The organism is Pseudomonas sp. GL_135, from assembly GCF_057834665.1.
On sequence record NZ_CM174408.1, the window covers coordinates 3,773,822 to 3,793,619 of the forward strand.

A 19,798-nucleotide genomic window follows, 5' to 3' on the forward strand; every position below is an offset into this window, starting at 1 on the left:
CCGCTCACAGACGAGCCTGCCCCGGACGGCTTGCTGATGACTGTGCCGCAGATCACGGAACGTCTTTGAAAAACAGGTGGCTCCCGAGTGTTAGAGTCCGCTTGGCACTGGCAGCCCACGCCGGAGCCCTCGACAAAGTGGTCGCGTAATAGTGAGTCGCCCCGCCGGTGGGGTCTGGCACGTTCCCGTCGATTACTTGGTCGGCAGCGATTTGGCACTGCGCCAATTCGCGGAGCGGGATCTGTCGCGCGCCGCTCACGGACGGATAGTTCGGGTCGCCCTTGTTCCAGCAACTGAACTGACAGGGCTTCAGGCATACCCCGGCGTAGCCCTCGCCCCACCATGACTTTTCTTGTCCATCATTCACGCGGTTGCGGATCGTCCAGGCCACGGCCAGCATTCCCGCAAGCCCCTCCCCGCGAGCTTCGCCATACAGCGTGCGAGCGAGCACGTCGCGATCTTTATCAGTCACGGTCATGACTATTCTCCAGGCAAAAAAATAGCCCGCTCAACGGCAGACCAGGCAAATCGGATGTGCTTTTTTAGGCGGGAGTTGGAGAATCGCCTGCGCGCGACAGGCAGCGGTCCAACACGGTTTTCCTGCATGATCATCGGGAATGTTCGAAGCTAGGCGCGAAGAAGAACCAGGACCTTTGACGGTTCACGGCCACGTTCAGATTCGACGCATCTCAAATGAAATGAGCTTATTTATTCTTGCTTCGAACAATCTGCGCATCGACCTGGTCGGCGCATGTGTCGAGCAGCTCGATGGCCTGATCTTTCAGCTCCCATACGTCGCCGTTGTCACGCAAATCGGTATCCTGCGCATTGACCCGCTCGCACGGAATCAGCTCAGGGGCCTTCAGCCTTATGGCTGTTGTCTTTGTCACCACTTGAGGCTTTGCCACGCAGGCCGTCAGGCAGAGGCTGAGCAGCCCAATCACGAACAGGTTTGCTGTAGCGCTTGAGATCATCGAATTCTTTCCTCGCCTTCTTGGCTTTGTCCTCGCTGGCCTTGATGCGTTTGTCCAGGTCGGCGGTGTAGTCGGCGTTGCGCTGCGCTTCGGCGCGCAGCGTGGTGATCGTGGCCTGGCTTTCCTTATTGGCATCGACTGCTTCCTGCCTGGCATTGGCCTCGACAGTGATGGCCCCTTGCAACGTGACCACGCGGATCTGCTGGATGGCAATCAGCAGGCCCATGACGATGGCAATGACGATGGCGACCGCAACGGTTCGCAATGTGGCGCCTACCTTGGCAACTGCGACAACGGGTTCGAGGCTCATAACGAATCCGCCTTGCGTCCGAGGAACCGGATGATCAGCTCGCGGATCGCCGTCACGCCGATGAACCCTATGGTGCCGCCAGCGGCGACGGACAGGCTCGACGGCCAGGCCATCCATTCGATGACGCTGCTGGCTGACAGGCTCAATGCACCACAGATCAGCGCTTCAAGCACAACGCGCCATTTGTTGGCTTCTTTGCCTTCATAGAGCACGCGCAATAGGGAAATGGTTGCGGCCATGATCGCTCCTTGCCAGAGCGGCGTCGTGATGATCAGCCAGACGTGCGCCCAGAAGTCAGGTGTTTTTTCCGGCATCTTCGTTGACCTCCGACAGTCCGCCCTTCCGGGCTCGGGGAATGGGGCAGCCCTGCAGCACTCCTGGCTCAGAGCGATAGGCGTGGCAGGACTGAATAAAAAAGGCTCGGTGAATGCCGAGGCTCTGAATAAGTGCATTTCTTCCTATGGCGCGCGCCAAAGCGGCCCTGGAAGTAATGAGCGAAGCCCGACCCAATTGCCGGGCTTCGCTTCTACATCAACAACGGGGTGCTTACGCTGCAACCACATCCCAAGTGATAGCCAGCGAGCCGGTTACAGCCGTTGAACCCCAGCTGCCGCTCGTTACCCACAGCCCCATCCCTGCAGGAATAAACAACGGGTTTGGCATTTCAACCTGGGAGTTGACGCCAGAGACGCCGTTGCCGTTGCCATTGAAAATCATGCGGGTGTTCAGGTCGCCAATCGATGCTGGTGGAGTGAGAGATGCATACAGGTTCACAAAACCACTTGCAGGGTTGATCGACGCGGTCTGAATGACCAAGCCGTCGGTGTTTTCGCTGGGGGCGACGAGTTGAACCATCCCGTTAGGCATAACGGTGCGGAAGTGTTTGCCGATTTTAACTACGCTCATGATGATTACCTTTGAGTTGAATGATTTCTGCGGAGGATTCCGCATTCATGTCGCTCAAAGGCGATAGCTCGGGGCGCGTGGCCCTCACAGGATCCAAAGTCCCGCATCGGGAACACTTGATCTGGAGCTGCGTCATCTCGCCGACAGTGGCGAGAAGTCTTTTGCGCTTTTCACATTTGCCCAGCCCGCACGCCAAAACCCACTTGAAGATAAGTTAGGGTCGAGACAGGCGGGTGAGCCGCTTTAAGTCCGATTAGAACTCATAGCCAATGTGAAAGTAGGTTGGAAACGCATCAGTACCATTTTCGACCGGATCCTTATGATCCGGGTAGAAGACCGGCCGGGATTTCGTTTTCTTCGGCTCCCATCCAAATCGCGCCCAGACCGGAACACCGGTGCAAATTACAAAAGCGCCGTTGCTTTGCAACTGGGCGTAGGCGCCGGGGAATTTGCCCGTTTCAGTGTTCCACAGCGGTACGCCGGTAGACGAATAAATTACGAAATTGCCGTCACCTTGCATAACCGCGGTCTTGGCGTCTTTGCCATAGGTATTGGTGTGCCAGACAACCGCGCCCGCTTTTGTATAAACCACCAGGTTCCCATCGGCTTGGAAAACCAAAAAGAAATTGCCTGCTGGATACTGCCGTCCCATTTCCATAGAGGTTCCAGGCGGGATGATATTCACGAGCGTACCGGCTTGCAGATCCACGTGAGCACTGGAGTAAACAGGGAGAATATCCAGAATCACTACGTTCGCATCATCCTGAACCACCAAGTGGCATCGGTCTCTTTGATCTTCTTTAGTGATGCTACCGGAGGTCACCCATAGGCGATGGCGCAGTGAGTCTTCCAAAACGGCTTCGCCGTTTACGAAAAAGCGGGTGAGCTTTAAGGTTTCTTGGCGCAATGTATCTCTACTGTAAGGCTGATCGTTATTCGCGGCCCATAGAGCAGTATCACCGTCCCAGAGCGCGAGATTAGAGTCCGACTGAAGGATGAGCCGATACCGGCCATTTGGAGAAACAAGGTACTGACCTACAGACATCGATTGCTTCGGAGGCAGTGTCGATGTGCCTGAGCCGGCGAATAGAACTGGTGCTGGATTACTCATATTCTTACCTTTGAGTGAAATGATTTGTTGCGGAAGATTCCGCATTCATGTCGCTCAAAGGCGATAGCTCGGGGCGCGAGGCCCTCACATGATTCAACGCCCCGCATCGGGAACATTTGATCTGGAGCTCCGTCATCTCACCGATATGGGCGAGAAGTTAGTGTGGTAGGACCTCAGAAGGTGTAGATCACGCGATCGAACGTTTTCCATGGACCGTTATCGGGGTAAAAAACCTTAGGCAACTTCCCAGGCTTCCAACCAAAACGCGCCCAGATAGGGACACCGGTACAAATCACGAAAGCACCGTTGCTTTGCAACTGGGCATAGGCGCCTGGGAACCCGCCGGTTTGGCTGTTCCACAGTGGCACACCAGTGGACGAGTAGATGACGAAGTTGCCGTCAGTTTGCATAACCGCGGTCTTGGCATCCTTACCGTAGGTACTGGTGTGCCAGACGACGGCGCCCGCTTTTGTATAAACCACCAAGTTTCCATCGGCTTGGAAGACCAGAAAGAAATCGCCCGCGGGGTACTGCCGCCCTACTTCCAGATAGGTGCCGGGCGGGATGATGTTCACGCCAGCGGCGTTAGGGAGCAGCGTCGCCTTGGTATTACTTGAGAACACGGCCCTAACGTCCAAAATCACAATGTTGGCGTCGTCCTGAACTACTAGATGGGAGCGATAAATGACACTTTTGTCTCCTACGCCACCGGTGTCCATAACCCACAGGCGTTGACGGAGCGAATCCTCCAAATATCCGCCCCCCTGGACGTAAAACCTCGTGATTTTAATCTTCGCATGAGCCGCGTTCTCGCTGTAAGGCTGATCATCATTGCCTGCCCACAAAGCAGTATCTCCGTCCCAAAGAACAAGATTGGAGTCAGGCTGCAGGACAAGCCTGTAACGACCGTTAGGCGAAACGAGGTATTGACCGATCGTCATTGCCTGGTTCGGGGGCAATACCGACGTGCCCGAACCGCCAAACAGCGTAAGTATTGGATCTGACATTTTTTTACCTATTGAGGCGAATGAGAGTTGCGGAAGGATCCGCATTCGTTTCGCTCAAAGGCGATAGCTCCGGACTCGTGGCCCTCACATGATTCAGCATCCCGTACCGGTCGCTTTTTCAATACGCGACCTATATACCCACCAAACTCCATTTTGGAGAGATCGAGCCTCAGCCAGGCAGGTGATCCACGCTGAGACCGATTAGAACTCATAGCCGATATGACCGTAAGTCGGGTAAGCATCAGTACTGTTCTCCAAAGGATCCGCGTGATTTGGGTAAACCACAGGCCGCGATGGCTTACCTGGTTTCCACCCAAAACGCGCCCAAATCGGAACTCCGGTACAGATCACGAACGCCCCGTTGCCTTGCAACTGGGCGTAGGCGCCTGGGAATTTGCCCGTTTCAGTATTCCACAGCGCTACGCCGGTCGAGTTGTAAATTACGAAGTTGCCATCCGTTTGCATCACTGCGGTTTTAGCATCCATGCCGTAAGTGTGTGTATGCCAGACGGCTACGCCCGCCTTGGTGTAAACCACCAAGTTTCCATCAGCCTGGAACACCAGAAAGAAATCGCCAGCTGGATACTGACGCCCCATTTCCAGATAAGTACCAGGCGGGATGACGTTCACACCAGCTGCGTTGGGGAGCAGGGCCGCCTTGGTGTTACTTGAGAATACTGCTCTGACGTCCAGAATCACGATGTTGGCATCGTCCTGAACGACTAGGTGCGATCGATCCCATAGACCGTCGTCTGAGGAGTTTTGCGTGCTCATAACCCAGTTACGCTGCCGCAGAGAGTCCTCCAGGAATCCAGAGTTGCTCACGTAGAATCTGGTCGACTTATATTTCTCATGATAGGCGTTGAAACTGTAAGGCTGGTCAGTATTCCCTGCCCACAACGCTGTATCGCCATCCCACAGAACGAGATTTGAGTCCGACTGCAAAACAAGTCTGTATTTGCCATTCGGAGAGACAAGGTACTGACCGATAGTCATAGATTGCTTAGGAGGCAATACCGAAGAGCCTGAACCGGTAAATGGTGTTGGTGCTGGATCTTTCATTTTTTCTACCCTTGAGTCGAATGATTGTGTGCGGAGGATTCCGCATTCATGTCGCTCAGAGGCGATAGCTCGGGGCTCGTGGCCTTCACATGATTCAACGTCCCGCATCGGGAACACTTGATCTGGAGCTGTGTCATCTCACCGATACGGGCGAGAAGTTTTTTGCACTTTCCACATCTGCAATCTTTCAACATTCTGCGAAGCCTTTTGGTTTTTGCCAGACTCCGCTCCGCTCGCGCGGAGAGTAAAAGCCTCGGCCGGTTTGCAGTTAAAACCTGCGATCTGGCGATCCCTGTGAGTGTTAGTGCACCCGCCTGACTGCCCCCTCTTTCTTCGTTGATTTCCCGTCTGACCCTGCTGCCAAGGCCAGCCAGTGAAATCGGTGATTCCGTTCTGCTTAAAGAGCTCTGATCCAGTCGATCCCTTGTCGGGGCTGGGAGACCACTTCGCTGGTCCCAGGCTATCTGGCGGCTTCACCAGTCATGTACCGCTGCGGCAAATCGCTGCGATGGATGAAAATTAGCAAACGCTAAATGACGCGTCAACAGCTAATGCTAAATTATTTACACGACTGTGATGGATGTCGGTCGCTCGAGGTAGGTCGATATTTCTGACAGGGGTTTTGCAAACAGCTGACTGCCGTTATGCTTACGAAAGCTGTACGTATATACAGTAACCAAGGAGAAACTGATGTCCCTACCAGAGAAGAAAAAGCCTCAAGAGCGCGAGCCCATGTCCAGCCTGGAGCGCCTGAACCTAAGGGTGGCGGGCATGATCAACCACCCAATCGCCCAAGATCAGATGTGGGTGACGATCCATAAGCTGGAGACTGACGGCGATCGAGAGTGGAACGAGGTGATGGGGGCTATTGCGGAAGTGGATGGGATAGAGATGGTTTTCAACGATGAAGACCGCTCGGTCACGCTGAAGTGGGTGGCGCCGTCAGATAACGATCCGCGCGTCCAGGTGCGGGACGAATTCGAGGTATTGGAGGAAGCCGCGCCTTTCTGAGGGCACGAAAAAGCCCGCTTGTTAAGCGGGCGTCTGTATCTTCAACAAACCGCCTGTGCCAGTCCTGGTTAGCAACGTCCGTCAACGCAACTAGGCCTTCCTTGCGTTCCAAATCAATAAAACCTTCGCATGGATCGTCACGTCGTCGATCCTTGCCGTCTGGTTCTCATAATGCTGATTGTCTGAAATCAGCCGGTAATTCTCTTCGTCCAGTCGCATCACGCGCTTGATGTACAGCTCTTGGTGCCAGGTCAGTACGTAAATGCCCTCACCGATGAAGTCCTGCACGCCTTTGTCGACGATCACCAGGTCTTTATCGTTGATGGTTCCTTCCATGCTCTGGCCCCAGCCACTGATCATGGCCAGAGCTGTCTTCGAGGTGTAAGTCACACCTTTCTCGCGAAGAATCTCCTCTCTGACAACCAGGTTGCGTACCACCTCATTGTAATCAGGCGGCACCTGTCCGTGACCCATCGCTGCACGTATGTCGTACTGGCGAATGACAATCTCTTCATCGGTAGGACGAAGAGCGGCGAAATTGGCCGGAAGCACATCTGTGCTCTGCCCATCCGAGTCGGCAGCCGCCGCCACAATCCGGTCCCGCGCCTCATTTGAAAAGCCTTTCACCTTGGCAAGTGACTGCTTGAGCTGTTCCAGTGCTGAAAGCCCCGCCTTCACTGCTGGCGCCGAAGTCTCGGACGCAGCAGGGCTGACCAGGCTTCCCGAAGGGAGGCCGATCTTCTCTTCCAAATTCGCAGCGGCTTTCTCGCCGAGGTTTCGGTGCCCGTTAAGAATCTGGGACAGATACGACGCATCAAGGCCGTGCTTATTGGCGAACTCTTTCTGGGAGGCCCCGGCCATCAGTGCTTTAAGGGCTTCAGCTCTAAGCTTGTTAATGTCCATGTCCCATCATCGCTTCCGGTTAGCATACAGTAAATTATGGTCTGCTATCATTTGTATAATTGGCACTTGCTAATTTTCAAGCAGGCCGGGCAGGATGCTCCTATAGATTACGATCAACTGCAGGCAGCGAAACCAGACCCCGGAAACGAAAAAAGCCCCGCATAAGCGGGGCTTTTTACTGTGTTTGGCGGGGAACTAGGGATTCGAACCCTAGAAACGCTATTAACGTTCGCCGGTTTTCAAGACCGGTGCATTCAACCACTCTGCCAATTCCCCGAAGCATCTGGCGCTGGAGGTTTGTGAACCCCTCCGTCGCTTTGCGGGCGCCATAATACCGTAATGAAACAAGCTGTCAAACTCTCCGGCTAGCGCGCTGCCTCGCCTCTGTTATGATCTTTGCAACTTGAGGTTTCAAACCCTTCATTTTTACCATCAGGAGTAGCGCCATGCGCGAACAGGATTACGCAGTCAACAACCGCGTGCAGGTCGAGCAGCTAGAGGTTAGCCGCGTCCTGCGCAACACTTACGGCCTTCTGGCCCTCACCCTCGCCTTCAGCGGCGTCATGGCATTCGTCTCCCAACAGATGAACTTCCGTTACCCGAATGTCTTCGTTGTGCTGATCGGCTTCTACGGTCTGTTCTTCCTTACCAACAAATTGCGCGACTCGGCGTGGGGTCTGGTTTCTGCGTTCGCGCTGACAGGTTTCATGGGGTTCATCCTCGGCCCGATCCTCAACCGTTACCTCGGCATGCAGGGCGGCGCTGAAGTCGTCGGTTCCGCGTTCGCGATGACGGCATTGGTCTTCGGCGGTCTGTCGGCCTACGTGCTGATCACGCGCAAGGACATGAGCTTCCTCGGCGGCTTCATCACCGCTGGCTTCTTCGTGTTGCTGGGGGCCGTGGTGGCCAGCATGTTCTTCCAGATCAGCGGCCTGCAACTGGCGATCAGCGCCGGTTTCGTACTGTTCTCGTCGGTCTGCATTCTGTTTCAGACCAGCGCGATCATTCACGGCGGTGAGCGCAACTACATCATGGCGACCATCAGCCTGTATGTATCGATCTACAACCTGTTCATCAGCTTGCTGCAGATCTTCGGCATCATGGGCAGCAAAGACTGATCAGTTTGCCCGCTTCAACAAAAAGCCCGCTTCGGCGGGCTTTTTGCTGTCCGGCGTTCGTGAATTCTTTATCATTGCGTCCATGTTCCCTGTCAGCGCACCACCGAGCCGCCCATGAAGTTCGCCATCGCCCTGCATTCGCCCGCCCACGCGCCCTCCTCCCGACGCGCGTTGCTGTTCGCCAAAGCCGCATTGGCGCAGGGCCACGAAATCGTGCGCCTGTTCTTCTATCAGGAGGGCGTGCACAGCGCGTCCGGCAATGTGGTGTCGCCCCAGGACGAGTCGGACACCGCCGCGCAATGGCGTGATTTCGTCACCACCCACCAGCTTGACGGCGTGGTCTGCATTGCCGCCGCCCTGCGTCGGGGCGTGTTGAATGCTGAAGAAGCGGAGCGCTACTCGCGACCTGCGGCAAACCTTGCGGCACCTTGGGAGTTGTCGGGGCTGGGTCAGCTGCATGACGCGATCCAGGCGGCTGATCGCTTGATCTGTTTCGGAGGGCCTTAAAGTGGCGAAGTCATTATTGATCATCAGCCGCCAGGCGCCCTGGTCCGGTCCGGATGCCCGCGAGGCATTGGACATTGCCCTGGCCGGCGGCGCGTTCGATCTTCCGGTCGCCATGCTGTTCATGGACGATGGCGTATTGCAGTTGGCGACGGCGCAGAACGCCAGCCAGGTGCAGCAGAAAGACTTGACCGCCAACCTTCAGGCGTTGTCGATGTTCGGCGTGGAAGACCTGTACGCCTGCGGCACCAGCCTGAATCAGCGAGGGATGCAGCCGACCGCGCTGAGTGTCGAGCCACTTGAGGTGCTGGATGACACGCAAATCGCCGCGCTCATTGACCGTTACGACCAGGTGATCACGATCTGATGGCTACCCTGCACGTACTCTCTCACTCCCCTTTTACCGACGCCCGCCTGAGCAGTTGCCTGCGCGTGCTCGGCAGTCAAGACGCGATCCTTTTGTGCGGCGACGCGACCTATGCGTTGCGCGCAGACACCGCCACTGCTGAGGCACTGAGCGCGAACACCGGCAGCCTGAAGCTGTTCGTGCTCGATGAAGACGCTACCGCTCGAGACATCGCGCTGCCTGACTGGGCCGAAAGTGTCGACTACGCCGGCTTCGTCGCACTCTCGGTGCACTACGACAAGGTCAACACGTGGCTATGAACCCGCTCATCGTCGACGGGCGCAGTGTTGCGCTGGACAAAGACGGCTATCTTGAGGACCTGCACGACTGGTCCAACGAAGTCGCCGAAGCCCTGGCCTTTGAGGCAGACATCGCCCTGACGCCCGATCACTGGGAAATCCTCGAATTGCTGCGGGCGTTCTATGCAGAATTTCAGCTGTCCCCGGCCACACGGCCGCTGGTCAAGTACACCGCGCTGAAACTGGGCGCCGACAAGGGCAACAGTTTGCACCTGAATCGTCTGTTCAACGGCACTCCCGCCAAACTTGCCGCCAAGCTGGCGGGCCTGCCAAAGCCGACCAATTGCCTATGACCGACTTCACCCCTCTCGTCACCGAAACCCCGGCCGAACATCCTTTTGCGCCCTTCGTTCGCATTCTCGGCAAAGGCAAGCGTGGTGCGCGCAACATGACCCGCGCCGAAGCCCGGGAAGCCATGGGCATGGTGCTCGATGAAAAAGTCGAAGACACTCAGCTCGGCGCTTTTCTGATGCTGCTGCGGCACAAGGAGGAGAGCCCGGATGAGCTCGCGGGCTTCACCGAAGCGGTGCGCGAGCGTCTGCATGCGCCGGAACTGAAGGTCGATATCGACTGGCCGACCTACGCCGGCAAAAAGCGCCATCTGCCGTGGTACCTGCTGGCGGCCAAGTGCCTCGCGCAGAATGGCGTGCGCGTATTGATGCACGGCGGCGGCGCCCACACCGCCGGCCGGTTGTACAGCGAGCAGTTGCTGGAGCTGTTGGGCATTCCGTTGTGCCGCAACTGGCAAGCGGTGGGTGAAGCGCTGGAGCAGAAGAACATCGCGTTCTTTCCCCTCGGCGACTGGGCGCCGCAGTTGCAGCGCATGATCGATCTGCGCAACACGCTGGGGCTGCGCTCGCCGATCCACTCGCTGGCGCGCATTCTCAATCCGCTGGGTGCCCGCTGCGGGCTGCAGAGTATTTTCCATCCGGGCTATCAGGGCGTGCATCGTGACGCCAGCAGCCTGCTCGGCGACCACGCCATCGTGATCAAGGGCGACGGTGGTGAAGTCGAGATCAACCCGGACACCATCAGTCACTTGTACGGCACTACCGATGGCCAGCCGTGGGACGAAGAATGGCCGGCGTTGTCGGACCGTCGCCACGTGAAGCCGGCGACTCTCGACCCGCAGCATCTGGTCGCGATCTGGAAAGGCGATGTCGAAGACAGTTACCCGCAATTGGCGCTGATTGCGACCATGGCGCTGGCACTGCGTGGCCTCGGGATGCCGCGGGCTGAAGCCTTCGCCCGGGCGGAGCAGTACTGGGCAAACCGCGACAGATCGATTTAGCCGATAGCTACCCCCCAGTCTTTGCGCTATTCGTTCGAACGATTGTCTTTAGACTGATCTCCAACGTACTTCGGTACAGCTCAATTTGGAGTCAGACATGGGCCTTCTCGTTGAAGGACGCTGGCAAGACCAGTGGTACGAAAGCAGCAAAGACGGCGCTTTTCAGCGCGAGCAGGCCAAACGGCGGAACTGGGTCACCCGCGATGGTCGGCCTGGACCGTCGGGTGAAGGCGGCTTCAAAGCGGAGGCCGGTCGTTACCATTTGTACGTTTCCCTTGCTTGCCCATGGGCCCATCGCACGTTGATCGTGCGCAAGCTCAAGGGTTTGGAAGGTTTGATCGACGTCTCCGTTGTCAGCTGGCTGATGCGCGAAAACGGCTGGACGTTCGACAAGCAGAAAGGGTCTACCGGCGACGCGCTGGATGGCCACACCTTTATGTACCAGCGCTACCTCGCCGACACCGCCGATTACACCGGTCGTGTGACGGTACCGGTGCTGTGGGACAAGCAGCTGAATCGCATCGTCAGCAACGAGTCGTCGGAAATCATCCGGATGTTCAATTCGGCGTTCGACGACCTGACCGGCAATCACCTGGATCTCTATCCAGAGCCGCTGCGCAACGAGATCGACCGGCTGAACGACCGTATTTACCCGGCCGTGAACAACGGTGTCTATCGCGCCGGATTCGCGACGTCACAAGGTGCTTACGAAGAGGCTTTCGATGAAGTGTTCGCCGAGCTCGACGCGCTGGAAACGCTGCTGAGTGAGAAACGCTACTTGGCGGGTGAATACCTGACCGAAGCGGACGTGCGCCTGTTCACCACACTGATTCGCTTTGACGCGGTGTACCACGGGCACTTCAAGTGCAACCTGCGGCGCATTGCCGACTACCCGAACCTGAGCAACTGGGTGCGGGAGATGTATCAATTGCCGGGCGTGGCCGAGACGGTGGACTTCGTGCATATCAAGCATCACTACTACGCGAGCCACGCCACCATCAACCCGACCGGCGTCGTGCCAAAAGGGCCACAGCAGGATTTCACCGGCGAACATGATCGCGGGCGTTTGAGCGGGAAAGGGATTTTGCAGAACGGTTGAAGGGTTCATCAAACGTGACGAAGCCGCAGGTGTGACTATCGAGAGATGAATTGTGGGAGCGAGCTTGCTCGCGAATAGGCCAGTACAGCCGCCAAATCTTCAGCGGGTGGAATGCCGTCTTCGCGAGCGAGGTGGAGCGCCACCCCGATCACTCATACAGACGTCGCGTTTCTTGGGCGAGATTCGGCAGGAGCGCGGCGAAATCAGACGCTCGCCTGCGCCCCTTCGAACCACGCCAGTTTTTCCCGCAACTTCACCACTTCACCCACGATCACCAGGGTCGGCGCATGGACTTCGTGTTCGGCGACCAATTGCGGAAGGTTGGCCAGCGTGCCGGTGAAGACGCGCTGGTTTACCGTGGTGCCCTGCTGAATCAGCGCAGCGGGGGTGTCGGCCGCGCGACCGTGCTGGATCAACTGCTCGCAAATAACCGGCAGCCCGATCAGCCCCATGTAGAGCACCAACGTCTGCGAGGGCGACACCAGATCCTTCCACGGCAGGTCGGTAGAGCCGTTCTTCAGGTGGCCGGTCACGAAACGCACGGACTGCGCGTGATCGCGGTGGGTCAGCGGAATCCCGGCGTAGGCCGCGCAACCACTGGCCGCCGTAATGCCCGGCACGACCTGGAAGGGAATGCCGTGGGCCGCCAGTTCTTCGATCTCTTCACCGCCACGGCCGAAGATGAACGGATCCCCGCCCTTCAGTCGCACCACGCGTTTGCCCTGCTTGGCCAGATCCACCAATTGCTGGTTGATCTGATCCTGGGGCAAGGCATGATCGGCGCGCTGCTTGCCCACGTACACGCGGTCAGCGTCGCGGCGGCACAGATCCAGAATTGCTGGTGCCACCAAGCGGTCGTACAGAACGACGTCCGCCTGCTGCATCAAACGCAGCGCGCGAAAGGTCAGCAGATCAGGATCGCCCGGCCCTGCGCCCACGAGGTACACCTCACCGGTCGTGGCCGGCGCCTCGCCGTCGATCTTCGCTTGCAGCAACCGCTCGGCTTCGGCGCCCTGCCCGGCCAGTTGCCGGTCAGCGATGGGCCCCTGGAATACATCTTCCCAGAACGCCCGGCGCTGCTGAACGTTGGGAAACAGCCCTTTGACCTGATGACGAAAGCGTGCGGCCAGACCGGCCAGATGCCCGTAGGTCGGTGGAATCCAGGTTTCCAGCTTGGCGCGGATCAGCCGTGCCAGCACCGGCGCATCGCCACCGCTGGACACCGCGATCACCAGCGGCGACCGGTCGACGATCGCCGGGAAGATCACGCTGCACAGCGCAGGCGCATCCACCACATTGACCGGCACACCGCGCTGGCGGGCATCGGCTGACACCTGCGCATTGAGCGGCTCGTCATCGGTGGCGGCAATGATCAGCACGCAGCCGTTGAGGTCCGACTCGGTGTAGCCGCGCAGAATCTGTTCCCCGCCGCTGCGCTCGATCAGCTCGCGCACTTCCGCTCCGATCTCGGGGGCAACCACACGTAACACTGCACCGGAATCAGCCAGCAGGCGAGACTTGCGCAAGGCAATCTCGCCGCCGCCCACCACCAGCACCCGGGCGCCCCGAAGGTTATGGAACAGCGGCAGAAATTCCATTTAGCCGATCACCTCAATCCCGCCCATCCACGGCTTGAGGACTTCCGGCACGCGGATCGAGCCGTCGGCCTGCTGGTAGTTTTCCAACACCGCCACCAGCGTGCGACCCACTGCGAGGCCAGAGCCATTCAGCGTGTGAACGAGTTCCGGCTTGCCGGTTTCCGGGTTGCGCCAGCGGGCCTGCATGCGACGCGCCTGGAAATCGCCGCAGTTGGAGCACGAGGAGATTTCACGGTATTTGTCCTGGCTCGGAATCCACACTTCCAGGTCATAGGTCTTGACCGCGCTGAAACCCATGTCGCCGGTGCACAGTGCCAGTACGCGGTACGGCAATTCGAGCAATTGCAGAACGCGCTCGGCGTGACCGGTCAGGCTCTCCAGTGCTTCCATGGATTTTTCCGGCTCGACGATCTGCACCATCTCGACCTTGTCGAACTGGTGCTGACGGATCATGCCGCGGGTGTCACGGCCCGATGCGCCGGCTTCGCTGCGGAAGCACGGGGTATGAGCGACAAACTTCAACGGCAACTGTTTGGCGTCGAGGATTTCACCGGAGACGATGTTGGTCAGCGACACTTCGGCGGTCGGGATCAGGTACAGATCGGCCTCGCCTTCGCGGGAGATCTTGAACAGGTCTTCTTCGAATTTCGGCAGCTGGCCGGTGCCCTGCAACGCAGGCGCCTGAACCAGATACGGCGTGTAGGCCTCTTCGTAACCATGCTCGTTGATGTGCAGCGTGATCATGAACTGCGCCAGCGCACGGTGCAGGCGCGCAATCGGGCCACGGAGCAACGCGAAACGGGCGCCGGAGAGTTTGGCGGCGGTTTCAAAATCCAGCCAGCCGAACTTCTCGCCCAAGGCGACGTGATCCTGAACCGCGAAATCGAACGACGCCGGCGTGCCCCAGGTGCGCACTTCGACGTTTTCTTCTTCATCAGCGCCCACCGGCACTGACTCGTGGGGCAGGTTCGGCATGCTCAGGGCCATGGCATCAAGTTCGGACTGGATGGCGTCCAGCTCTTTCTTGCCAGTGCTCAGCTCTTCGGCCATGCGATCGATGTCAGCCATCAGCGGTGCGATGTCTTCGCCGCGCTGTTTGGCCTGACCGATGGATTTGGAACGGGCGTTACGCTCGGCCTGAAGCTGTTCGGTGCGGGTCTGCACGGTCTTGCGCTGGGCTTCCAGCGCTTCGATGCGGGCGACGTCCAGCGTGAAGCCACGGGAAGCCAGGCGATCCGCTACGTCCTGAAGTTGAGTACGCAGCAGTTTGGAGTCGAGCATATCGGTTTCTCGTATATTAAATTCGGGTCAAAGACAGGCCGGCCCACGTTGCGAGCAGCCCGCCCAGTACGCTGATGAGGGCGTAGCCAATGGCCAGAGGAGCCTGGCCGCCTTCAAGCAGACGAATCGTGTCCAGTGAGAAAGACGAGAACGTCGTCAAACCACCGAGGAATCCAACCATCAGACCGGCGCGCAGTTCGATCGGGACTTCCGGGCGGATCAGAAACAGACCGTACAGCACACCGATCAGCAGGCAGCCCACCAGGTTTACCGCCAACGTGGCCGTGTAGAAGTAGCGCGGCCAGTTCGCCGCCACGACGTTACCGGTGGCGAAGCGCAATAATGTACCAGCCACGCCACCGGCGGACACGGCAAGAATCAACTGAATCACTATTTTCTCCGCTGACGTGGGCTGGCACGGTCGAGCGCTGACAGGTGTTTGAGTTTCTCGCCGATTTTCAGCTCAAGGCCGCGGGGGACCGGCTGGTAATACTGGCGCGGTTCGAGCTCGTCGGGGAAATAATCCTCACCCGCAGCGTAAGCGTCCGGCTCGTCGTGGGCATAGCGGTATTCTTCACCATAACCGAGCTGCTTCATCAGCTTGGTCGGCGCGTTGCGCAGGTGCAGCGGGACTTCCAGCGAGCCATGCTCAGTGGCTTCGCGCATGGCCATTTTAAAACCCATGTACACAGCGTTGCTCTTCGGCGCGCAGGCCAGGTAAACGATGGCCTGGGCCACGGCCAGTTCGCCTTCCGGACTGCCGAGGCGTTCCTGCACATCCCACGCCGACATGCACAGCGGCAAGGCGCGCGGATCAGCATTGCCGATATCCTCGCTGGCCATGCGCACCACGCGTCGCGCCAGATACAGCGGGTCACAGCCGCCGTCGATCATCCGCGCGAACCAGTACAGCGCGGCGTCGGGGTTGGAGCCGCGAATGGATTTGTGCAGCGCGGAAATCTGGTCGTAGAACGCTTCGCCCCCTTTGTCGAAGCGACGGCGACTGTCACCCAGCAGGCTTTGCAGCAACTCGGGGTCAATTTCGCTGCCGTCTTCGGCAAGGTCCGAGGCGTTCTCCAACAGATTGAGCATCCGCCGACCATCGCCATCTGCTGCAGCCAGAAGCGTCTGGAAGGCCTCGTCGCCCAGGGTCAGATGCCGACTGCCCAGCCCGCGTTCTTCGGTTAACGCACGACTGACCAACTGACGCAGCGCACCCTCGTCCAGGCTTTTCAGCACATAGACCCGGGCGCGGGACAGCAGCGCGTTGTTGAGTTCGAAAGAGGGGTTTTCAGTGGTGGCGCCGATGAAGATCAGCGTGCCGTCTTCGACGTAGGGCAGAAACGCATCCTGCTGCGACTTGTTGAAGCGGTGCACTTCGTCGACGAACAGAATGGTCCGGCGGCCGTACTGCCCGGCCTGTTGCTTGGCGATCTCCACCGCCTGACGGATCTCTTTGACCCCGGCCAGCACCGCCGACACCGTTTCAAAGTGCGCGTCGGAGACTTTCGCCAGCAACCGCGCCAGCGTGGTTTTCCCTACGCCGGGCGGCCCCCAGAAAATCATAGAGTGCAGCGCGCCCTGCTCCAGCGCTTCACGCAGCGGCTTGCCGTGGGCTAGCAAATGTTGCTGGCCGACGTACTCGTCCAGGTTGGTCGCTCGCAGGCGGGCGGCCAACGGTTGCGCGATCGGTTCAGTGCTGAACAGGTCCATTGAACAGGCGACCCCCTTTTATTCCTGAATGACGTCAGCGCCCTTCGGGATCTGGAACTGGAATTTGCTCGCCGCGACAGGCTCGTTGGCCTTGACGCCGGTGAACAGGATATTGGTGCGTTGGCCGACGCTGTCGATCAGTTGCATGTCGTTGATCATGCCGTTGCGGAACGATAGACGCAGGCTGTCGAACAGGGTGTCCTTGGATTTAGGCTTGAGCACGAAGTCGATCACGCCGCCCGCTTCCTTGGCAGTGATGTCGAAGCTTTCGCTGATTTTTGAGACGTCGCCGGACAGCAGCAGCGCCGGGGTCTGGGTCAGGCGCTGGTCGAGGGTCTTGATGGTGACCTGCTCCAGGTCAGGGTCCCACAGAGAAACCTTCTTGCCATCGGAGACCATCAGCTGTTCTTGCGGCGCGTCGGTGTGCCAGTAGAACAAGCCAGGGCGCTGCAAGGTCATCTCGCCGGTGGTTTCCTGCAACTGGGTGCCGCCACCGTCGAGGGTGAGCTGGGAAAAACGCCCGCTCAGGGTTTTCGAGTTTTCCAGCAGTTGGGTCAGGCGCGCCACGTCCTTGCTGTCGGCGTGGGCCGAGACAGCAGAAAAAGCCAGTGCAGATACCAACAGCATGCGGATAAGACGCATGGGATTCCTCTTTGAGTGTGGTTGAAGCCGGGCGCCGCCGCGATGGCGACGCCCGGTGACGCGTGACCGGGAAGTGTCAGTCACGCACTGGGGCTGGCGCAATCACTTCGCGCGAGCCGTTGGTGTTCATGGGCGTCACGACGCCGGCGTTTTCCATGGTTTCGATCATGCGCGCGGCGCGGTTGTAGCCAATCTTCAGCTTGCGCTGCACGGCAGAGATCGACGCACGACGGCTTTCGAGCACGAACTTCACGGCTTCGTCGTAAAGCGCATCGCTCTCGCTGTCTTCGCCATCACCGCCGCCACCGCCACCTTCGAAGCCGCTACCCGCCTCTTCTACGCCGGCCAGGATGTCATCGTTGTAGTTCGGCGTGCCGCGCAGCTTCCACGCCTCAACGACCCGGTGAACCTCTTCGTCCGAGACGAACGCGCCGTGCACACGAATCGGCAGGCTGGTACCCGGGGGCATGTAAAGCATGTCGCCGTGACCGAGCAGTTGCTCGGCGCCGCCCTGGTCGATGATGGTCCGGGAGTCGATCTTGCTCGAGACCTGGAACGCCATGCGCGTCGGGATGTTGGCTTTGATCAGACCGGTGATCACGTCCACCGAAGGCCGCTGGGTCGCGAGGATCAGGTGGATACCTGCCGCACGGGCCTTCTGGGCGATTCGGGCGATGAGTTCTTCGACCTTCTTGCCGACGATCATCATCATGTCCGCGAATTCGTCGACCACCACAACGATGGTCGGCAGCTTGGTCAGCAGCGGCGCTTCGTCGTGAATGCTTTCGCGGTGGTAAAGCGGGTCGGACAGCGGCGTACCGGCCTCCTCTGCTTCACGCACCTTCTGGTTGAAGCCCGACAGGTTACGCACGCCCATCTTGGCCATCAGCTTGTAGCGGCGTTCCATCTCGGCCACCGACCAGCGCAGGGCATTGGCGGCGTCCTTCATGTCAGTGACCACCGGGCACAGCAAATGCGGAATGCCTTCGTAGATCGACAGCTCAAGCATCTTCGGGTCGATCATGATCAGCTTGGCGTCTTCCGGCCCGGATTTGAACAGGATCGACAGGATCATGGCGTTCACGCCCACCGACTTACCGGAACCGGTGGTACCGGCGACCAGCAGGTGCGGCATCTTTGCGAGGTCGGTGATGACCGGCTTGCCGCCGATGTCATGACCCAGCGCCAGGGTGACCGGCGATTTCGCGTCGTCGTATTCCGGCGTCGACAGGACCTCGGAGAAGCGCACGATCTGGCGATCTTCGTTGGGAATTTCGATACCGACCGTGGTCTTGCCGGGAATGACCTCGACCACACGCACGCTGGTAACTGCCAGCGAGCGGGCCAGGTCTTTCGCCAGGTTGGAGATACGGCTGACCTTTACACCGGCAGCCGGCTGAATTTCGTAGCGGGTAATTACCGGCCCCGGATGGATGGAATCCACCGTGACTTCGACGCCGAATTCCTTCAGCTTGATCTCCAGCAGATGGCCCACAGCTGCCAGCGATTCAGGCGAATAGTTGAGCTGCTTCTTTTCTGCCGGGTCGAGGATGGAGATCGGCGGCAAGGTGCCTTCCACGGCGCTGTCGACGAACAACGGCGCCTGTTTCTCTTTCTGTACGCGCTTGCTCGGCTCAGGGGCGCGGGGAGGCGCAGGGGCAATCACGGCTGGCACGTGCTTCTCGCGGGCGGCCATATGCTCGGTCAACGCCTGCTCGCGCTCGATGATTCGTTCCCTGGCTTTGGCCTGCTCGCGTCGATCCGGGGCAACCGGAGCCACCACTTCGTCGACGCGCATGTCGACTTCACGCAACTGAGCGACCATTTGCTTGCGCTCATTGCGGGCGGTCCACCAGCGGTTGAGCGAGCCGGTGAACAATTCGATCAGGTCCAGCGTGATCTTGCCGGTGTTGTCCATGACCTTGAACCAGGACAAATCGGTGAACACAGTCAGACCGAACAAAAACAAGGCGATGAACAGCAGGGTGCTGCCCTGGACGTTCAGCGCGCGCTTGGCCAGGTCACCCAGTACTTCGCCCAGCACGCCACCGGCTGAACCCGGCAGGCCTGACGCCGAATGAAAGTGCAAGTGCGCCAGCGAGGCGCCGGCGAGGACCAGGAACACCAGACCGATCATGCGCCAGGAAACCAGCCAGCCGCTCCACTGCCACGGCTCGTGGCGATGCCGGAAGACCTGATAAGCCTTGATCCCCAGCAGCAACGGGAAGATGTAGGCGAAGTAGCCGAGGATCATGAACAGGATGTCGGCAGAATACGCACCGGCAAAGCCTGCGGCGTTCTGAACCTGAGCCGAGTTGCTCGAGCTGCTGGTGTGGCTCCAGCCCGGATCGCCCTGATCGTAGGTCAGCAGCGCCATGATCAGATAAAGACACAGCGCACCGAACGCGATCAATGCACCTTCCTTGAGCCGGTAGTGCAGGTGCTGCCGCCAGAGCGGAACGGGGGTGGGTGCTATGGTGGATTTCTTCAAAACGCTTCAATTCCTGCGCGCAAGCGCGAACATCTGATGATTGACTGTGTACGACTGCCTTGGCGAAATGGC

26 protein-coding genes and 1 tRNA gene are annotated in these 19,798 nt (G+C 58.8%); 8 read left to right on the forward strand and 19 right to left on the reverse strand.

Going from position 1 to position 19,798, the window contains the following annotated elements:
• Window positions 1-52: 52 nt before the first annotated feature.
• From AC3ISG_RS16780 to AC3ISG_RS16830, 11 genes are all read right to left on the reverse strand, one after another.
• A complete protein-coding gene (locus AC3ISG_RS16780) occupies window positions 53-478 on the reverse strand; it encodes a cell wall hydrolase (protein WP_489297504.1) in 426 nt (141 codons plus the stop codon).
• Window positions 479-704: 226 nt separating this feature from the next.
• Entirely contained in the window at window positions 705-944 is a 240-nt protein-coding gene (lysC, locus tag AC3ISG_RS16785) for an Rz1-like lysis system protein LysC (RefSeq protein WP_489297505.1), read from the reverse strand.
• A complete protein-coding gene (locus AC3ISG_RS16790; RefSeq protein WP_489299551.1) occupies window positions 853-1,239 on the reverse strand; it encodes a hypothetical protein in 387 nt (128 codons plus the stop codon). Before AC3ISG_RS16790 ends, lysC begins: the two co-directional genes overlap by 92 nt.
• A 41-nt stretch (window positions 1,240-1,280) precedes the next feature.
• Entirely contained in the window at window positions 1,281-1,598 is a 318-nt protein-coding gene (locus AC3ISG_RS16795) for a phage holin, lambda family (protein WP_065989191.1), read from the reverse strand.
• Between the two features lie 232 nt (window positions 1,599-1,830).
• Window positions 1,831-2,190 carry a hypothetical protein gene (locus tag AC3ISG_RS16800; protein WP_172611479.1) on the reverse strand — a complete coding sequence of 120 codons (360 nt, stop codon included), beginning with the start codon at window positions 2,188-2,190 and terminating at the stop codon, window positions 1,831-1,833.
• Window positions 2,177-2,326, reverse strand: a complete 150-nt coding sequence (locus AC3ISG_RS16805; protein WP_489297506.1) for a Com family DNA-binding transcriptional regulator — start codon at window positions 2,324-2,326, stop codon at window positions 2,177-2,179. Before AC3ISG_RS16805 ends, AC3ISG_RS16800 begins: the two co-directional genes overlap by 14 nt.
• A 117-nt stretch (window positions 2,327-2,443) precedes the next feature.
• On the reverse strand, window positions 2,444-3,301 hold the full coding sequence (locus tag AC3ISG_RS16810) for a putidacin L1 family lectin-like bacteriocin (protein ID WP_489297507.1): 858 nt from the start codon (window positions 3,299-3,301) through the stop codon (window positions 2,444-2,446).
• Between the two features lie 4 nt (window positions 3,302-3,305).
• Window positions 3,306-3,446 (reverse strand): Com family DNA-binding transcriptional regulator, encoded by a 141-nt coding sequence (locus tag AC3ISG_RS16815; protein ID WP_489299552.1) that lies wholly within the window; start codon window positions 3,444-3,446, stop codon window positions 3,306-3,308.
• Between the two features lie 28 nt (window positions 3,447-3,474).
• Window positions 3,475-4,308, reverse strand: coding sequence for a putidacin L1 family lectin-like bacteriocin (locus tag AC3ISG_RS16820; RefSeq protein WP_489297508.1), 834 nt, complete (start codon window positions 4,306-4,308; stop codon window positions 3,475-3,477).
• A gap of 201 nt (window positions 4,309-4,509) precedes the next feature.
• Window positions 4,510-5,370, reverse strand: a complete 861-nt coding sequence (locus AC3ISG_RS16825; RefSeq protein ID WP_489297509.1) for a putidacin L1 family lectin-like bacteriocin — start codon at window positions 5,368-5,370, stop codon at window positions 4,510-4,512.
• 5 nt (window positions 5,371-5,375) lie between these two features.
• Window positions 5,376-5,564 carry a Com family DNA-binding transcriptional regulator gene (locus AC3ISG_RS16830; RefSeq protein ID WP_489297510.1) on the reverse strand — a complete coding sequence of 63 codons (189 nt, stop codon included), beginning with the start codon at window positions 5,562-5,564 and terminating at the stop codon, window positions 5,376-5,378.
• A 496-nt stretch (window positions 5,565-6,060) separates the two neighbouring features.
• On the opposite strand from AC3ISG_RS16830, the gene AC3ISG_RS16835 reads away from it, so the two are divergent.
• Window positions 6,061-6,381 (forward strand): DUF1654 domain-containing protein, encoded by a 321-nt coding sequence (locus tag AC3ISG_RS16835; protein ID WP_272635006.1) that lies wholly within the window; start codon window positions 6,061-6,063, stop codon window positions 6,379-6,381.
• Between the two features lie 90 nt (window positions 6,382-6,471).
• Here the strand turns inward: AC3ISG_RS16835 and AC3ISG_RS16840 are convergent, their stop codons facing one another.
• Together AC3ISG_RS16840 and AC3ISG_RS16845 are read right to left on the reverse strand one after the other, a co-directional pair.
• A complete protein-coding gene (locus AC3ISG_RS16840) occupies window positions 6,472-7,284 on the reverse strand; it encodes an XRE family transcriptional regulator (protein WP_489297511.1) in 813 nt (270 codons plus the stop codon).
• Window positions 7,285-7,469: 185 nt separating this feature from the next.
• A tRNA-Ser gene (locus tag AC3ISG_RS16845) sits at window positions 7,470-7,560 on the reverse strand.
• 170 nt (window positions 7,561-7,730) lie between these two features.
• On the opposite strand from AC3ISG_RS16845, the gene AC3ISG_RS16850 reads away from it, so the two are divergent.
• From AC3ISG_RS16850 to AC3ISG_RS16880, 7 genes are all read left to right on the forward strand, one after another.
• Entirely contained in the window at window positions 7,731-8,402 is a 672-nt protein-coding gene (locus AC3ISG_RS16850) for a Bax inhibitor-1/YccA family protein (protein ID WP_122536358.1), read from the forward strand.
• Between the two features lie 114 nt (window positions 8,403-8,516).
• Complete coding sequence (gene tusD / locus AC3ISG_RS16855) at window positions 8,517-8,909, forward strand: sulfurtransferase complex subunit TusD (RefSeq protein ID WP_489297512.1); 393 nt, start codon at window positions 8,517-8,519, stop codon at window positions 8,907-8,909.
• Window position 8,910: 1 nt separating this feature from the next.
• On the forward strand, window positions 8,911-9,273 hold the full coding sequence (gene tusC / locus AC3ISG_RS16860; RefSeq protein WP_489297513.1) for a sulfurtransferase complex subunit TusC: 363 nt from the start codon (window positions 8,911-8,913) through the stop codon (window positions 9,271-9,273).
• On the forward strand, window positions 9,273-9,572 hold the full coding sequence (gene tusB / locus AC3ISG_RS16865; RefSeq protein ID WP_489297514.1) for a sulfurtransferase complex subunit TusB: 300 nt from the start codon (window positions 9,273-9,275) through the stop codon (window positions 9,570-9,572). Before tusC ends, tusB begins: the two co-directional genes overlap by 1 nt.
• Window positions 9,569-9,904, forward strand: a complete 336-nt coding sequence (locus AC3ISG_RS16870; protein ID WP_489297515.1) for a TusE/DsrC/DsvC family sulfur relay protein — start codon at window positions 9,569-9,571, stop codon at window positions 9,902-9,904. Before tusB ends, AC3ISG_RS16870 begins: the two co-directional genes overlap by 4 nt.
• Window positions 9,901-10,902 carry a glycosyl transferase family protein gene (locus tag AC3ISG_RS16875; RefSeq protein WP_489297516.1) on the forward strand — a complete coding sequence of 334 codons (1,002 nt, stop codon included), beginning with the start codon at window positions 9,901-9,903 and terminating at the stop codon, window positions 10,900-10,902. The genes AC3ISG_RS16870 and AC3ISG_RS16875 overlap by 4 nt, the downstream gene beginning before the upstream one ends.
• A gap of 97 nt (window positions 10,903-10,999) precedes the next feature.
• On the forward strand, window positions 11,000-12,001 hold the full coding sequence (locus AC3ISG_RS16880) for a glutathione S-transferase family protein (protein ID WP_489297517.1): 1,002 nt from the start codon (window positions 11,000-11,002) through the stop codon (window positions 11,999-12,001).
• A gap of 203 nt (window positions 12,002-12,204) precedes the next feature.
• Here the strand turns inward: AC3ISG_RS16880 and cysG are convergent, their stop codons facing one another.
• The 6 genes from cysG to AC3ISG_RS16910 form a co-directional block, all read right to left on the reverse strand.
• Window positions 12,205-13,599 carry a siroheme synthase CysG gene (cysG, locus tag AC3ISG_RS16885; RefSeq protein WP_272635013.1) on the reverse strand — a complete coding sequence of 465 codons (1,395 nt, stop codon included), beginning with the start codon at window positions 13,597-13,599 and terminating at the stop codon, window positions 12,205-12,207.
• A complete protein-coding gene (serS, locus tag AC3ISG_RS16890; RefSeq protein ID WP_122536350.1) occupies window positions 13,600-14,880 on the reverse strand; it encodes a serine--tRNA ligase in 1,281 nt (426 codons plus the stop codon).
• Between the two features lie 16 nt (window positions 14,881-14,896).
• Window positions 14,897-15,271, reverse strand: a complete 375-nt coding sequence (gene crcB / locus AC3ISG_RS16895; protein WP_489297518.1) for a fluoride efflux transporter CrcB — start codon at window positions 15,269-15,271, stop codon at window positions 14,897-14,899.
• Entirely contained in the window at window positions 15,271-16,593 is a 1,323-nt protein-coding gene (locus AC3ISG_RS16900) for a replication-associated recombination protein A (protein WP_489297519.1), read from the reverse strand. The genes crcB and AC3ISG_RS16900 overlap by 1 nt, the downstream gene beginning before the upstream one ends.
• 18 nt (window positions 16,594-16,611) lie before the next feature.
• A complete protein-coding gene (lolA, locus tag AC3ISG_RS16905) occupies window positions 16,612-17,235 on the reverse strand; it encodes an outer membrane lipoprotein periplasmic chaperone LolA (RefSeq protein WP_122536347.1) in 624 nt (207 codons plus the stop codon).
• 76 nt (window positions 17,236-17,311) lie between these two features.
• Window positions 17,312-19,726, reverse strand: a complete 2,415-nt coding sequence (locus tag AC3ISG_RS16910) for a DNA translocase FtsK (RefSeq protein WP_122536346.1) — start codon at window positions 19,724-19,726, stop codon at window positions 17,312-17,314.
• Between the last annotated feature and the right edge of the window lie 72 nt (window positions 19,727-19,798).